At 34.6% G+C, this 15526-nt stretch carries 12 protein-coding genes; 5 read left to right on the top strand and 7 right to left on the bottom strand.

The genetic code is table 11. From position 1 onward, the window contains the following. Window positions 1-23: 23 nt before the first annotated feature. From GR162_RS00595 to GR162_RS00570, 6 genes are all read right to left on the bottom strand, one after another. Window positions 24-515, bottom strand: a complete 492-nt coding sequence (locus GR162_RS00595; protein ID WP_160780610.1) for a DUF4468 domain-containing protein — start codon at window positions 513-515, stop codon at window positions 24-26. Window positions 516-669: 154 nt separating this feature from the next. Next, window positions 670-1854 carry an aldose epimerase family protein gene (locus tag GR162_RS00590; protein ID WP_160780609.1) on the bottom strand — a complete coding sequence of 395 codons (1185 nt, stop codon included), beginning with the start codon at window positions 1852-1854 and terminating at the stop codon, window positions 670-672. A gap of 147 nt (window positions 1855-2001) precedes the next feature. Beyond that, on the bottom strand, window positions 2002-3510 hold the full coding sequence (gene araA / locus GR162_RS00585) for an L-arabinose isomerase (RefSeq protein WP_160780608.1): 1509 nt from the start codon (window positions 3508-3510) through the stop codon (window positions 2002-2004). 116 nt (window positions 3511-3626) lie between these two features. Then, window positions 3627-4328 carry an L-ribulose-5-phosphate 4-epimerase gene (locus tag GR162_RS00580; RefSeq protein ID WP_008465939.1) on the bottom strand — a complete coding sequence of 234 codons (702 nt, stop codon included), beginning with the start codon at window positions 4326-4328 and terminating at the stop codon, window positions 3627-3629. Further along, a complete protein-coding gene (locus GR162_RS00575; RefSeq protein WP_160780607.1) occupies window positions 4312-6003 on the bottom strand; it encodes a ribulokinase in 1692 nt (563 codons plus the stop codon). The genes GR162_RS00580 and GR162_RS00575 overlap by 17 nt, the downstream gene beginning before the upstream one ends. A 229-nt stretch (window positions 6004-6232) precedes the next feature. Continuing rightward, window positions 6233-7777: an alpha-N-arabinofuranosidase gene (locus tag GR162_RS00570; RefSeq protein WP_160780606.1), complete on the bottom strand. Its 1545-nt coding sequence runs from the start codon at window positions 7775-7777 to the stop codon at window positions 6233-6235. Between the two features lie 529 nt (window positions 7778-8306). Between GR162_RS00570 and GR162_RS00565 the strand changes: the two genes are divergently transcribed. After that, on the top strand, window positions 8307-8996 hold the full coding sequence (locus GR162_RS00565) for an NUDIX domain-containing protein (protein WP_091128953.1): 690 nt from the start codon (window positions 8307-8309) through the stop codon (window positions 8994-8996). Between the two features lie 71 nt (window positions 8997-9067). Here GR162_RS00565 and GR162_RS00560 read toward each other — a convergent pair whose 3' ends face one another. After that, the gene (locus tag GR162_RS00560; RefSeq protein ID WP_160780605.1) at window positions 9068-10066 is read right to left on the bottom strand and encodes a GntR family transcriptional regulator; all 999 of its coding nucleotides are present in this window, start codon (window positions 10064-10066) and stop codon (window positions 9068-9070) included. Window positions 10067-10167: 101 nt separating this feature from the next. Here GR162_RS00560 and GR162_RS00555 point away from each other — a divergent pair, with 101 nt between their 5' ends. The 4 genes from GR162_RS00555 to GR162_RS00540 all read left to right on the top strand — a co-directional run bounded on the left by GR162_RS00555 (window position 10168) and on the right by GR162_RS00540 (window position 15428). Further along, window positions 10168-11220 (top strand): aldose epimerase family protein, encoded by a 1053-nt coding sequence (locus GR162_RS00555; RefSeq protein WP_160780604.1) that lies wholly within the window; start codon window positions 10168-10170, stop codon window positions 11218-11220. A 34-nt stretch (window positions 11221-11254) separates the two neighbouring features. Continuing rightward, window positions 11255-12415, top strand: a complete 1161-nt coding sequence (gene galK, locus GR162_RS00550; protein WP_160780603.1) for a galactokinase — start codon at window positions 11255-11257, stop codon at window positions 12413-12415. 14 nt (window positions 12416-12429) lie between these two features. Then, window positions 12430-13488 carry a UDP-glucose--hexose-1-phosphate uridylyltransferase gene (locus GR162_RS00545; protein ID WP_160780602.1) on the top strand — a complete coding sequence of 353 codons (1059 nt, stop codon included), beginning with the start codon at window positions 12430-12432 and terminating at the stop codon, window positions 13486-13488. Between the two features lie 251 nt (window positions 13489-13739). Then, window positions 13740-15428 carry a sodium/sugar symporter gene (locus GR162_RS00540; protein ID WP_091128969.1) on the top strand — a complete coding sequence of 563 codons (1689 nt, stop codon included), beginning with the start codon at window positions 13740-13742 and terminating at the stop codon, window positions 15426-15428. Window positions 15429-15526: the final 98 nt, after the last annotated feature.

Below are 15526 nucleotides of genomic sequence, written 5' to 3'. Positions count from 1 at the left end.
TTCTCAATTAAAAAATTTTACTTTTACCAATCATCTTTTTTATTGGAATTTTGTATATATTTTTTTAACTTTTCAATTGATTCTTTTATGTCCTTTTCTGTAGATTTAATTAAAGATTTTTTGAACGCTAAATTTTTACTTTCAAAACTTAACTCACCTGATCCTTTACTATAATATGAGAAATCAGTATAAGTATATCGTAACTTTCCATCTTTAAATTCTAAGATTAAAGTATGAAAAATTGAACCTTCTTTCATAAACATGTCAGATTTAAAATTGCCCTTATTAATGATTTTCAAACTTTCTTTATCTGCAAGCTGAATTACATCATTTGCCGATCTATAATTTAAAGTAATCCATTCTTTAGCCTTCGAAAATATTAAATCTGCTTTAAGATTTTCAAACTCTAAAATACCCTGTGCTTGATATAGTCCAGAAACTGAATCTTTCTCAATAGTTTGGGCGCTAGAATTAAATGAGTAGACTAAAATTATAATTAAAAAAAGATATTTCATCTTGCTGTATTTATTGATTTTAAAAATGTAAGAAAAAAATTATTTTTCAAAAATAAACATTAATGTCTTTACTTATAAAATTTTTATAAAAAAACCTCGAAAGCAAATACCTTCGAGGTTTTAAAAAATTACTAAATTAATTAAATTCTAAAATTTATTTTTGAACTGAAAACTTAAAAGTAGTTTTCGTTTTATAATTTTCTCCTGGATTTAGAACAGTTGTTGGGAAGTTTTTTTGGTTTGGAGAATCTGGATAATGCTCTGTTTCTAAACATAATCCTGTTCTGTGTGCAAAAGTACCCCCGTTTGGCATTGGCAACGTTCCGTCAAGGAAATTTCCAGAGTAGAACTGAATTCCAGGTTCGTCTGTTGTCATTTCCATAACTCTTCCGCTTGCTGCGTGGTATACTTTTGCAATGATTGTTTTTCCTTTTTCCGGATTGTTCAATACCCAGCAATGGTCGTAACCTTTTCCTTTTTCTAACTGATCATTTTTAGCATTGATGTCTTTTCCAATTAATTTTGGAGTTCTGAAATCAAAAGGAGTACCTGCAACATCATCTAATTTTCCTGTAGGAATTAAATCAGCATCAACTGGAACTATTTTATCAGCATTTAAAGTCAATTCATGATCTAAGATGGTTTTGGTAAAATCTCCAGATAAATTGAAATAAGAATGCTGTGTTAAGTTTACAACTGTTTTCTTATCAGTTGTTGCTTCGTATAAAACTTCCAACTGATTATCTTTTGTCAAAGTATAAGTCACAAAAACTTTCAAAGTTCCCGGATAACCTTCTTCCATATCTTTACTTACATAAGATAATTTTAAAGAAGCCGTTTCACCAGATTTAACCTCATCGGCTTTCCAAACTACATTGAAGAATCCTTGCGGACCGCCGTGTAAAGCATTTGGCGCATTGTTGATAGCTAACTGATATTCTTTTCCGTCTAAAGTAAATTTTCCTTTAGCAATACGGTTTCCGAATCTTCCAATCAAAGCTCCAAAAAATGGATTTTCTTTTTCATATTGTGCCAAAGAATTAAATCCGAGTACAACATTTTCTGAAACGCCAGCTTTATTGGGCACTTTCAAATCGGTAATTCTTCCTCCAAAAGTGATGATGTCCACTTCCATCCCATTTTGGTTTTTCAGTTTATAGCTCTCCACTTTTTCGCCTTTGGCTGTTGTTCCGTATTCTGATTTTTCAATTGTAACTTCTCCTTTTTTATCTGAAGAAACTGTAGTGTTATCCATTTTTTTATCGCTTTTGCATTGAACTGTAACTATAGCAATACCTAGCATGCTTAGTATGAAAAGGGAACGTTTTAATACATTCATAAATAATCGTTTTTTGGTTTGTAAAAGGTTAAATGTTAGATGTTAGATGTAAAATGTCAGATGCGAAATTTAATCATTTTAAAAATGTAAAAATTACCTTTTTAAGTTTTTTGACATTTTACATCTTACAAATTACTTTTTACTGCCTTATAGGCCATGCTGAAACAAATGGTAATATGTTTCGTTGGCATTAATTTTATCTTTAAACTCTCTTACAGTAGTTTTTTCATCAATAACCAATAATTCTATTCCCGCAATATCCGCGAAATCTTCCATGTATTCAGTTGTGATTGACTGGCTATAAACGGTATGATGCGCTCCACCAGCTAAAATCCAGGCTGTTGCTGCAACTTCAAGATTTGGTTTGCAATCCCAAAGAACACGTGCAACAGGTAATTTTGGTAATTCAGCCATTGGTTTTACTGCTTCAACTTCGTTCACGATTAAACGGAAACGAGTTCCCATATCAACTAAAGAAACATTGATGGCATCTCCTGCGGGTGAATTAAATACCAAACGAGCTGGATCTTCTTTTCCTCCAATTCCTAAAGGATGCACTTCGCAAGAAGGTTTCCCGTCAGCAATAGAAGGACAGATTTCCAACATGTGAGAGCCTAAAACATATGATTTTTGCGGTGTGAAATGGTACGTATAATCTTCCATGAAAGAAGTTCCGCCTTCAAGACCAATATTCATTACTTTTAAAGCTCTAACCATTGCAGCGGTTTTCCAGTCTCCTTCTCCACCGAAACCATAACCATCGGCCATTAATCTTTGTGTTGCAATTCCTGGCAATTGTTTCCAAGCTCCAAGGTTTTCAAATGTATCAGTGAAAGCACCAAATCCTCCTTCTTCAAGGAAAGCTCTTAATCCTAGTTCTATTTTTGCAGCCTCAACTAATGAACTTCTCTGTGCGCCGCCTTCTTTTAAAGAATCTGTCAAGTTATAAGAAGACTCATAAACGGCTAATAAATCAGCTAATTGTTTGTCCGTTACTTTCTCTATATGTTTAGTCACATCTGAAGAATCGTATCCATTTACCGAAACGCCAAAACGAATTTGTGCCTCAACTTTATCACCTTCTGTAACGGCAACTTCACGCATATTGTCTCCAATACGAGCTACTTTTAAGTTTTGAAGTTCGTCCCATCCTAGAGCAACTCTTGACCAGATTCCTAATTTCTTCTGAACTCTCTCATCTTCCCAGTGCCCCACTACAACTTTACGTTTTTTACGCAATCTTGACATGATGAAACCGAATTCACGATCTCCATGAGCCGATTGATTCAAGTTCATGAAATCCATATCGATGCTTCCCCACGGAATTTCAGCATTGTATTGTGTATGTAAGTGGCATAATGGTTTTTTAAGGATGTTTAAACCCCCAATCCACATTTTTGCTGGAGAGAAAGTATGCATCCAAGCAATAATTCCGATACAGTTTTTAGCTGAGTTTGCCGCCAAACATACATCTAAAATCTGTGAAGGCGATTTCACCACATCTTTGTAAACCACCTTTACTGGAATTGAAGACGAAACATCTAATCCTTTTGCAATAATCTGTGAATGTTCTGCTACTTTTCTAAGCGTTTCTTCACCGTATAATTCTTGGCTTCCTACTACAAACCATACTTCTTTTTGAGATATATCTATCATTATGTTTAATCGTTTATTTGTTTAACCGTTAAATCGTTTTTCTTTGTCTAAAAGTTCCCGACTAACTAAAATCTTTTCTCTTTGTTCTTTATTCTATTTTCTTTAATCTAAAATCATTATTGTCCGTAGTACGAATCTTTTCCGTGTTTACGGTTGTAATGTTTCTTTATTAAGGAATCTTTTAATCTTGGTGCGTTTGGGTTGATTTGTAAAGTCAGGTAGGCCATTTCTGCTACAACTTCTAAAACTTTACTGTTGTAAACCGCTTTTGCTGCGTTTTTTCCCCAGGCAAAGGGACCGTGATTTCCAATAAGGATCATTTCTACTTCTTCATAAGAAAGATTTTTTTCTTTGAAACAATCCAGAATCTGAATTCCAGTATTGTGTTCATAATTTCCTTCAATTAAAGAATCTGCCATTGGCGGTGCGCATGGAATATCTGCCGTTAAATGATCGGCATGTGTGGTTCCGAAAATCGGAATATCCAATTGAGATTGCGCCCAAGCCACAGAATAAGTTGCGTGAGTATGCGCAACGCCTCCAATATTTGGCCAATGTTTGTATAAATAGGCGTGCGTTTTAGTATCTGACGACGGACGCAGATTTCCTTCTATAACATTATTGTCAAAATCGACAATTACGATATCTTCCGGTTTTAAATCTTCGTAAGGAACACCGCTTGGCTTTATAGCAAAAACACCATTTTTTCGGTCAACGGCACTTACGTTTCCAAAAGTGTATACCACCAAATTCAATGCATTTAGTTGCATGTTGGCTTCATAACACTCTTGTTTTAAATCTTTATAAAGAGAGCTCATGTTGCGATATTTTAAGGTTTGGATCTGCAAAAGCACTTAGTTTTTCGTACCCTAAAAGCAGTTTGTGATAGGCTTCAACTTTGTCTGTCTGAGGGAAATATTCTCCATCAAAATCACTTCCGATTTTCTGGCTTGCTTCGATTACGTTTGGATAAATTCCGGCTGCAACGGCTGCGTAAATTGCCGCACCTAAAGCTGGAGTTTGGTCTGAAGCCGCAATTTTAATTGGCTTGTTTAAAACATTTGCCAAAGTCTGCATAATGAAAGGCGATTTACGAGCAACACCGCCAATTCCGATAACGCTGTCGATTTTTACACCTTCTTCTTCAAAACGATCTACAATTTTCTTCGCTCCAAAACAAATTGCGTTTACTAAAGCTTTGAAAATATGTGGTGCTTTTGTTCCTAAAGAAAGGTTAGAGATAGCACTTTTTACTTCTTGGTTCGCATCTGGAGTTCTTCTTCCATTAATCCAGTCTAAAGCAATTGGAAGACTTTCTGAAACTGGGATTTTCTCTGCTTCTTTTGTTAATTCCACAATTAATTTATCGCTGAATTCTTCTCTTAATTGTTCTTTTTGCGCATCATTTAAAGTTGATGAAGAAGCTAATAAATGTTCTGTCGGCCACATTAATAATTCTTTGTACCAAGCTAATAAATCACCAAAAGCAGATTGTCCCGCTTCTAAACCGATAAATCCTGGAATAACAGAACCATCAACTTGTCCGCAGATTCCGCGAACGGTTTTTGTTCCCACTTCATCATAAGAACCCACTAGGATATCGCAAGTTGAAGTTCCCATAACACGAACTAAAGTATTTTCTCCAATTTTAGCTCCAACTGCACCTGAATGCGCGTCGAAAGTTCCAACGGCTACAACTGTTTCTGTTGAAAGTCCTAAACGATCTGCCCATTCTTGGCTTAATTTTCCAGCAACTAAATCTGATGTATAGGTTTCATCGTATAAGTTGCCGCGAAGCTCTGCTAAGTATGGATGTAATTTTTCTAAGAATTCAACTGGCGGTAATCCGTTCCAGTCTGTATGCCACATGGCTTTATGACCTGCAGCGCAACGGCTTCTTTTGAAAGTTTTTAAATCTTTATCTTCAATTAATAAATAGGTCATTAAATCGCAGTGCTCCATCCAAGTGTGCGCTGCATTTCTAACTGCTTGATCTTGTCTTGCGATATGAAGAATTTTTGCCCAAAACCACTCAGAAGAATAAATTCCGCCCACATATTTGGTAACGTCTTCTCCGCCCCAGCTTACTGCTAGTTCGTTAATTTCGTTTGCTTCGTTTATTGAAGTATGGTCTTTCCATAAAACCATCATCGCATTTGGATTTTCTTCAAAACCTTTTGTCAGGGCCAATGGTGTTCCGTCTTTTGTAACTGGAACTGGAGAAGATCCTGTTGTGTCGATACAGATTCCACGAACTAATGACGGTTCTACTTTACTTTCTTTTACAACATTCTGAATCGTAATTTCCAATCCTTCTATATGATCCAAAGGATGCTGGCGAAACTGATTTATAGAAGCATCACAATATTGCTTGTTTTTCCATCTTTTGTAATGAGAAACATTCGATGCCAGCTCCTGCCCATTTTCTGTATCAATAAGCACCGCGCGAACAGAATCTGTTCCGTAGTCTAATCCTATTACATAATTTTTCATTCGTATTTTATTTTAAAATATTGACAAATATAGAGATAAATATTTTATAAGTGTACAAAAAACACTTAATTGAAATTGCACAATTCATTTTTGCTATAAATGCATTAAAACAGCATTTTAGCACCTTTTCAAAAAATAAATGTCAACAATACATTTATAACATTGCGATTATTTTATCTAAAATCCAGAAAGTCGCATCTGTTCCGAAAAAATTTTAATTATTTAACTGTTATTTTCCCTCTAAAACCAATACCGAAAATGGCGGAATTGTAATTTCTAACTTTCCTTTTTTGTTTTCAAAACCTTTAAAAGCAACAGGAATAATTTTATTTGGATTTTCGAAAGAGTTATAATCCTGAAGTTTTGAAGCTGTAATTATACTTGCGGTATAGTTTTTAGCGCCAAGCGAAGCCACATCAATTTCAACTTTATTTTTATTTACGGCATCAACATTCACTAACGAAATATGAACCAATCCGCTTGCATCTTTTGAAGCCGAAGCAGAAACTGCTGGTATGCTTTGTCCGTTAAAAGTATAAGATGGCGATTTAAATTCGATCGGAATCAATTTAGCATCTTGGTGTACACTGTACATTTTCATGACATGGTAAGTCGGCGTCGTAATCATTTTGGCTTTGTCTGTTAAGATTACAGCCTGAAGCACATTAACACATTGCGCTAAATTTGCCATACGAACACGGTCTGCGTGATTATTGAAAATATTTAATGTTGCTCCAGCCAAGACAGCATCTCTCATTGTATTCTGCTGATATAAAAATCCTGGATTTGTTCCTTTTTGAACATCATACCAGCCTCCCCATTCGTCTACAATCATCGCCACTTTTTTTTCTGGATCATATTTATCCATAACAGCAGCATGTTTTGTCACTAATTCTTCCATTTTCAAGGCAGATTGCATGGTAAGAAAATATTCTTTTTCGGTAAAATCAACATCTGAACCTTTTTTTGCCCAATCGATTACAGCATAATGATGCACTCCAACTCCACCAAGCATACTTAAAGGGATGTTTTTCATTAAAACTTCTGTCCAATTGTAATCAGAGCTGTTGGCTCCAGAAGCAATTCTTGTAATGCCGCCCGTATTTCCCCAATCAGACATAAAAGTGGCAAACTTTTTATATTCGTCTGCATAATAATCTGCGGTCATATTTCCTCCGCAGCCCCAAGCTTCATTTCCGATTCCCCAGTATTTTACTTTCCAAGGCTCGGTTCTTCCATTTTTCTTGCGAAGGTCACTCATAGGACTTTTACCTCCAAAATTGGTGTACTGCACCCAGTCAGCCAATTCCTGAACTGTTCCGCTTCCCACATTTCCAGACAAATACGGTTCTGCTCCAAGCAATTCACACATATTTAAAAAGTCGTGTGTCCCAAAGCTATTGTCTTCCGTAACACCTCCCCACCATTGGTTTACTATTGTTGGACGCTGTTCCTTAGGACCTATTCCGTCTTTCCAATGGTATGTATCGGCAAAACATCCGCCAGGCCATCTTAAATTTGGAATCTTTAAATCTTTTAGTGCTTTTACAATATCATTTCGCACTCCATTGGTATTTGGAATTTTAGATGTATCGCCAACAAAAAATCCGCCGTAAATACAATGTCCCAAATGTTCAGCAAAATGACCGTATATATTTCTATCTATTGTTGGCGCCGAAGCATCGTTTTTTACTGAAATAATTATGGATTCCTTCTGTGCAGATATGTTTTGAATGCAGAATGCAGCAAACAATATCAGTGATAGTTTTTTCATGGTTTTTTAGTTTTTTGGTTTTAGAAAATAAGATCTCGCCTATTTTCAATGTTTGTGGTTTTTAAATTATAAGTGTTTGTTTAACATTTGTAAATTTAAATAAAAAAAAACCACATAAAAAAATAAAAACATCAAAACAACTGGTTGTAAAAAACGGATTTCTTAATTAGACCTTAAAAATCAACATAAAAACAGATTTCTTTAGAATATGAAAATGTAAAAACCAAAAAAAATCGACAAAAAACCTTTTGACAGTGGTATTTGTAACAAAACTTAAAAAATTTTGAATCTTGGACGCGAAATAATAATCCTTATATCAATTCTCTTTTAAAAATGTTTCTACCTTTGACTTTGTAATTTTGATATAAAACTGAGGACGAAATATAGAGGATACTTTTATCATGATCTTATTAAATGGATTGTCAGAAATTCTTTTTTTGCAGCCTTAGTGTTAAGTGTAAAATCGACATTAATAATTTATGATACGTTTTAAGAAGTTTATATATTTACCTATCCAAATTAATTATATATGCTAAACAGTTATAGTTCTGCTGATAAAGTTTTACTGGCGGTGGACTGCATCATTTTCGGATTTGACAATGAGGGTCTGAAAATCCTTTTGATTCAAAGAGATTTTGAACCAGAAAAAGGAAAATGGTCTTTGATTGGAGGATTTCTAAAACGCGATGAAGTTTTAGATGCTGCTGCAACCCGAATTTTAAATACCTATACTGGTCTCAACGATATTTATATGGAGCAGCTATATGCTTACAGCGAAATTGATCGTGACCCGGTAGAAAGAACCATTTCGGTTTCTTATTTTGCTTTGATTAATATCGAAAACCATAATGCAGAACTAATTAAAAATTATCACGCAGAATGGTTCCCTATTAATGATGCGCCAAACTTAATTTTTGACCATAACGAAATGGTCGAAAATGCCATTAAGAGACTCCGCTACAAAACTTCGATCAAACCAATTGGTTTCGAATTGCTTCCTGAGAAATTCACCATGCGTCAGCTTTTAGAGTTGTATGAAGCTATTTTGAGCAAAGAACTAGACAAAAGAAATTTCATTAGTAAAATTAATTCTCTTGAAATTTTAAATAAATTAGACGAAAAAGACATGCAGTCTTCTCGAAAAGGTTCTTATCTGTATACTTTCAACAAAGAGAAATATGAAGAAAAACTACTCAATAATTTTGTGCTGAATCTATAAAGTTTTTTTATTCTCTCGCAGATTAGCAGATGTCTGGGATTCAGCCAAATCTCCTAAATCTGCGGGAAAATTTATAGCGAATTTCTCAATATTAAGGCAGATTTGTTTTCGATCTGCCCTTTTATTCCCTGCAAAACCATATCGGCCAGAATTTTTCCCATTAATTCAAAATTGGTCGAAATTGTCGTAATTCCGTTTGCTGCAATTTTCTTCAATGGCGTTTCATTGTATGATATAATTCCGAAATCTTCTCCTAATTTTAAGTTTCTGCTCATTGCATTTTCTATCACTAAAAGCAAATCACGATCGTGCGGAATAATATATAAATCTCCCAAAGCAATAGACTGATTACCGAAATCTGAAATAATTTCATAATCAAAACTATAGGCTTGGCAAAAAGATTCAAAACCCAGTTTCATTCCTGGAGGCTCTCTAAAGCCAGGGAAAATTAAAATCAGTTTCTTATATTTTGACAATCGGGATTTGCCTTTCATTAACCCTTCGTAAATATCTTTTTGGTGGTTTTGATAAATCGCTGGGAACATTTTTAACTCTGGATTGGTCTGATCCAATATAATTACATCGTTTACTGGTAGGGTTTTTATCGAGTCGACAATATCGGTTAAGTTGGTCGGCATGATAATATATTTTGTATAATTTCCATTACTGTCATTTATAAGTTTTTTGAAAACCTGAACATTAAAATGATGAAAGAAAATGTCAACCTGCACATTTTTCCCAATGTTTTTTAAAAACGAATTATAAATATCTTCTTTAAAAATATTCAATTCGTCAAAAAGCAAGAAAATCTTCTGAGTTATAGTGATTTCAACACTTTTAACATAATATCCTTTGCCCGGAATCGCATAAATGATTCCTCTTTTCTTTAACTCGTCATACGCCAATAAGACCGTATCTCGAGATAAAGAAAAAGCCAAACAGACTTTATTTACAGAGGGAAGTCTATCTCCTTTAATCAAATTGCCTTCTTCAATTGCTTTTTCTATTGAAAGAATTATCTGCTTATATTTTGGCAGACCAATATTATTTTGGATTGAAATGATGTTCATGATAAAGTCATTTTGACTATTATAATTAAAAACTGGTAGGTACTGGTATGCAAATATAGAAAATGTTTCTAATTTTGGATTTCATTATTGGTAAAAATTATATGGAAATAAAACACATATCGCATTTAAAAGAGACTCACAATTGCAAATTGTTTGGTTTAATGCCTAATAAGGAAGAAATTTATTCTTTTGATCTGGTAAACAAAAACGGAATGAAAATTCAGATCATCAATTATGGTGCAACTGTAACTTCTATCCAAATTCCAGTAAACAGAAAATTAACAGATGTTGTATTAGGGTTTGACAATTTAGAATCGTATTTAGAATCATATAATTTACCAAGCGCTCCGTATTTCGGAACCACAGTTGGCCGATATGCCGGACGCATTCATAATGCAGCTTTTAGCCTTAATGATAAAAAAATTCAGCTTGCCGGTAACAATAATGGAAATACGCTTCACGGTGGTGAAATGGGTTTTGGAAGAAAAGCTTGGAGCGTAACTGATGCAAAAAGTGGAGAAAATCCTTCTATAACTTTTGGGCTTTTGAGCGCGCATTTAGACGAAAATTTCCCTGGAGAAATGACCGTTTACTTGACATACACTTTAACTGAAGAAAACGAATTAAAATTAGAATATAAAGCAACCTCAACTGAAGATACTATTATCAATTTGACGCATCATAGTTATTTTAACCTTGATGGGCATGATGGAAATGTTTTAGAACAGCAAATGTTTATCAAATCGGCTAAAATGCTGGAAACAAATCCAGATAATATTCCAACAGGAAATTTTACCGATTTGGCCAATCATGATTTTGATTTTAGAACTGCAAAAAGCTGTCCGTTTCCAATAGACAATTCTTTTGTGGTAAATTCTAAAACCGAAATCGTAGCGCAATTAATCAGTTTAAAGAACAAACTGAGAATGAATGTTTACACCGATCAGCCAAGTGTACATATATATGTAGGTGGGAATTGTTTTGGAAAACTAAAAGGAAAAGAAAATGTCGATTACAACGCTCAAAGCGGAATTTGTTTTGAAACACAGAATTTTCCAGATGCGCCAAATCAAGTTCATTTTCCTAATGCTGTTTTGAAAAAAGGGGAAGAATACACGCAGAAGACACTTTACAAATTTGAAACCATAAACTAACTATTTATACAATACCACAATTACAACAACTATAATGAATGATATTTTAATACAAAATACTGTTGCTTTTTTTGAGAAATCTTTCGGATCTTCTCCTCAAAAAACGGTACTTTCTCCAGGCCGAATCAACATCATTGGAGAACACATTGACTACAATGACGGTTATGTTTTACCTGCTGCAATTGACAAAGTAATTTGTTTTGCTTTTGAAAAAAATAACACCAATACTTCTAAAGTAATCGCTATCGATTTGAATGAAGAATTTGAAATTGACTTAACTCAGGAAGTGAAATTGAGTGATGTCGTTTGGACCAATTATATTCGTGGCGTTATCAAACAATTGCAAGACAACGGATTTTCTTTTGACGGTTTCAACTGCGTTTTCAGCAGTAATATTCCCGTTGGTTCTGGATTATCTTCTTCGGCGGCTTTAGAATGCGGAATGATTTTCGGAATCAAATCTCTTTTCGATTTAAAAATTGAAAAAAAAGACATTTCACTATTAGGACAAAAAGCAGAACATTGGGTTGGAATCAACTGCGGCATTATGGATCAGTTCTCAAGTGTTCACGGTCTTGAAAATAAAGTAATTCAGCTGGATTGCAACACTTTGGATTTTGAATATCACAATGCCGACTTTAAAGATTATTCTTTGATTTTGTTTGATTCTAATGTGAAGCATTCGCTCTTTACATCAGAATACAATACGAGAAGAATCGAATGTGAAGAAGGTTTATCGATTATAAAAAGCCATTTTCCAGAAGTAAAAACTTTTAGAAATGCTACAGAAGAACAGGTTTTAAGCCTTAAAGATAAAATGACTGAAAAAGTTTTTGCCAGAGTTCATTTTGTAGTAAAAGAAATCAATCGCGTTATCAAAGCTTGTAAAGCTTTAGACCAAGGAAACATTGAACTTTTAGGCGAATTGCTTTTTGAAACACACTACGGTTTATCGCAAGAATATGAGGTAAGTTGCGAAGAATTAGACATGCTTGTCGATACAGCAAAAGAAGACGATGCCATCATTGGTTCTAGACTAATGGGTGGCGGTTTTGGCGGCTGCACTATCAATTTAGTTAAAAAAGGACATGAAAATGAGGTTAAGCGTAAGTTTTCAAAGCTTTATTTAGATACATTTGGAATTGAATTAAAATTCTACGATGTAAAAATCTCAAACGGAACAACGCTACTTTAAAACCACACACCACAATGAAAAATTTTGACATTAACGAAGATCCGCACAGACGCTTTAATCCATTAATCAACGAATGGGTTTTGGTATCTCCTCACCGTGCAAAACGCCCTTGGCAGGGACAGAACGAAACCATTTCAACTGAAGAACTTCCTAAATACGACCCAACTTGTTATTTGTGTCCAGGAAATGTTCGTGCCAACGGAATGAATAATCCGCAATACGAAAACAGTTTTGTTTTTGAAAATGATTTTGCCGCTATGAAACAGGAAGAAATTATTTTTGAAGACGATATTAAACATACTTTTTTTAAGGCAAAACCAGAACAAGGCATTTCAAGAGTAGTTTGCTTTTCGCCAAGACATGACCTGACTCTTCCAGAAATGGAAATTGCCGATATTGAAAATATTATTAAAACTTGGCAGAAAGAATATACCGATTTAGGAAATATTAAATACATCAACCACGTTCAGATTTTTGAAAACAAAGGAAGCGTTATGGGCTGCAGCAACCCGCACCCACACGGTCAAATCTGGGCGCAGTCGTCATTGCCGACTCAGGTTGAAAAAACACAAAACAGCTTAAAATCATATTACGATAAAAACGACAAAACTTTATTGGAAGATTATGTTAAAGCTGAATTGAAAGCTGGCGACCGTATCGTAATCGAAAATGATCATTTTGTGGCATTGGTTCCGTTTTGGGCAATCTGGCCATACGAAACCATGATTGTAAGTAAAAGAGCTGTAAACAAAATCACTGATTTTACTGCTGAAGAGAGCACCGCTTTCGCGAAAATCTTAAAACAGTTAACTACGAAGTACGACAATTTATTTAATACTTCTTTTCCATATTCATCAGGAATTCACCAATCGCCAACAGACGGTTTACTGCATCCAGAATGGCATTTCCACATGCATTTTTATCCGCCGTTATTAAGATCTGCAACCGTAAAAAAGTTTATGGTTGGATACGAAATGCTAGGGGAATCGCAAAGAGACATTACACCAGAAAAAAGTGCTGAAATTTTGAGACAACTTTCGGATGTACATTACAAAAGCACTGTAAAAGTATAATAGCCTTCTCGTTGTAGTAAAGCCAAAAATAAAAATTTAACATAATAATTATCAAATAAATGTAAAAAACACATTTACTAATGACTGATTTCTAAATTTTTATTTTACATTTGGCTTCTGCTTTTATTTTCGCAAAAAAATAACAGAAATAAAACACATCTTGCATTTTTAACAAGATTTAACAACATAAAAACAAATTTAAAACCACATAAACAAACAACCTATAATAATTATTTAAAATACTACTAACAATGAACCAAAACCTCGCTTTCGCAGACTATGCGGTTTTTATTATTTATTTTATCGTAGTCTCTGTCTACGGTTACACCGTTTACCGCAAACGTAAACAGGACGAACATGATGCTAAAGCTTACTTTTTGGCTGAAGGAAATTTAACTTGGTGGGCAATTGGAGCTTCTCTTATTGCTTCTAATATTTCGGCAGAGCAATTCATCGGGATGAGCGGTGAAGGTTTCTTCTTAGGAATCGCTGTCGCTGCTTACGAATGGCTTGCTGCCGTTGCCCTTATTATCGTGGCGGTATGGTTTATTCCTGTTTATCTTAAAAACAAGATTTACACGATGCCACAGTTCTTAAAAACACGTTACAACGAATCTACTGCGCTTATCATGGCAGTATTTTGGCTGTTTTTATATGTTTTTGTAAACCTTACTTCTATTTTATATTTAGGAGCAGTTGCGATTAACAAACTTGCTGGTGGGGAATATCTTCACGTAATTATGCTTGGATTGGCTATTTTTGCTTTGTTTATTTCGCTTGGAGGAATGAAAGTTGTAGCGTATACAGACGTTATCCAAGTTGCCGTTTTAATTATTGGAGGTTTGGTGACTTCTTATATTGCTTTAACAACAGTTGCGGAAGCTTTTGGTGTTGGTCAAAATGCAATTGCCGGTTTTAAAGTTTTAATGCAGCAGGCACCAGAACATTTCAAAATGATTATTCCGAAACCAACTGCAACATCTTCTCAACTTGAAATCGATAAATATTTAACTTTCCCTGGATTGTTATCTTATGCCGCTGGTATCTGGATTATCAACTTAAATTACTGGGGATGTAACCAATACATTACGCAGAGAGCACTTGGAGCAGATTTACAAACAGCTCGTACAGGAATTTTGTTTGCTGGTATGCTTAAATTATTAATGCCGCTTATTGTAATGCTTCCTGGTATTGCTGCTTACGTTTTATACACAAGCGGACACTTACCTCAATTAGAGGGAGGAGTAAAAGATGAGGCATATTCTGCTATATTAACATTCCTTCCAACCGGATTAAAAGGTCTTTCTGTTGCTGCTCTTACTGCTGCAATCGTAGCTTCTTTGGCAGGAAAAGTAAACAGTATTTCTACAATCTATACATTAGACGTTCATAAAAAATACATTCAAAAAAATGCTGGCGAAAGACAGCAGGTAAACATCGGTCGTCTTGCCGTTTTTGTTGCTATGCTTTTGGCCGTTTTATTTACATGGAATGACGTTTTAGGAATTGGTGGCGTTGGAGGATTTACCTACATCCAAAAATACACTGGATTCATCAGCCCTGGAGTTTTTGCCATGTTCTTCTTGGGTATGTTCTGGAAAAGAACTACTGGAACAGCGGCAATCGTGGGTGTAATCTTAGGATTCTTATTATCTGTTTTATTCAACGAATACGCTCCAGCTTTATTTGGAAATGATACACTTTTATACACAGCTTACCCTAATGGAAAAGGAGCTTTCGAAATTCCGTTCCACATCTGTATGGGATTATCATTCTTATTTACAATGATTGCAATGATATTAATAAGTTTTGCTGGTCCAAAAGTAAACCCTAAAGCATTCGAAATTGATTCTGAAATGTTTAAAGTAAAACCGCAGACAACAGTCTTAATCGTTATTACGCTATTGATTATTGCTGCGCTTTATGTTAAGTTCTGGTAATAAATTATCAGTTCTATTCTCTCTATTTTTACAGCTGTTGTTTGTCATGAACAACAGCTGTAAATTTTTAAAAATGTTTTAACACATAGAAGCATAGA

The sequence above is a fragment of the Flavobacterium sp. HBTb2-11-1 genome (assembly GCF_009826975.1).
GTDB lineage: Bacteria > Bacteroidota > Bacteroidia > Flavobacteriales > Flavobacteriaceae > Flavobacterium.
The sequence above is the reverse complement of the archived record's forward strand: the minus strand, read 5'-3'. Positions and strand labels throughout refer to the sequence as shown.

Coding starts and splice junctions, on each gene's coding strand:
- GR162_RS00595 (WP_160780610.1), bottom strand. CDS start 515: ATGAAATATCTTTTTTTAATTATAATTTTAGTCTACTCATTTAATTCT.
- GR162_RS00590 (WP_160780609.1), bottom strand. CDS start 1,854: ATGAATGTATTAAAACGTTCCCTTTTCATACTAAGCATGCTAGGTATT.
- araA (WP_160780608.1), bottom strand. CDS start 3,510: ATGATAGATATATCTCAAAAAGAAGTATGGTTTGTAGTAGGAAGCCAA.
- GR162_RS00580 (WP_008465939.1), bottom strand. CDS start 4,328: ATGAGCTCTCTTTATAAAGATTTAAAACAAGAGTGTTATGAAGCCAAC.
- GR162_RS00575 (WP_160780607.1), bottom strand. CDS start 6,003: ATGAAAAATTATGTAATAGGATTAGACTACGGAACAGATTCTGTTCGC.
- GR162_RS00570 (WP_160780606.1), bottom strand. CDS start 7,777: ATGAAAAAACTATCACTGATATTGTTTGCTGCATTCTGCATTCAAAAC.
- GR162_RS00565 (WP_091128953.1), top strand. CDS start 8,307: ATGCTAAACAGTTATAGTTCTGCTGATAAAGTTTTACTGGCGGTGGAC.
- GR162_RS00560 (WP_160780605.1), bottom strand. CDS start 10,066: ATGAACATCATTTCAATCCAAAATAATATTGGTCTGCCAAAATATAAG.
- GR162_RS00555 (WP_160780604.1), top strand. CDS start 10,168: ATGGAAATAAAACACATATCGCATTTAAAAGAGACTCACAATTGCAAA.
- galK (WP_160780603.1), top strand. CDS start 11,255: ATGAATGATATTTTAATACAAAATACTGTTGCTTTTTTTGAGAAATCT.
- GR162_RS00545 (WP_160780602.1), top strand. CDS start 12,430: ATGAAAAATTTTGACATTAACGAAGATCCGCACAGACGCTTTAATCCA.
- GR162_RS00540 (WP_091128969.1), top strand. CDS start 13,740: ATGAACCAAAACCTCGCTTTCGCAGACTATGCGGTTTTTATTATTTAT.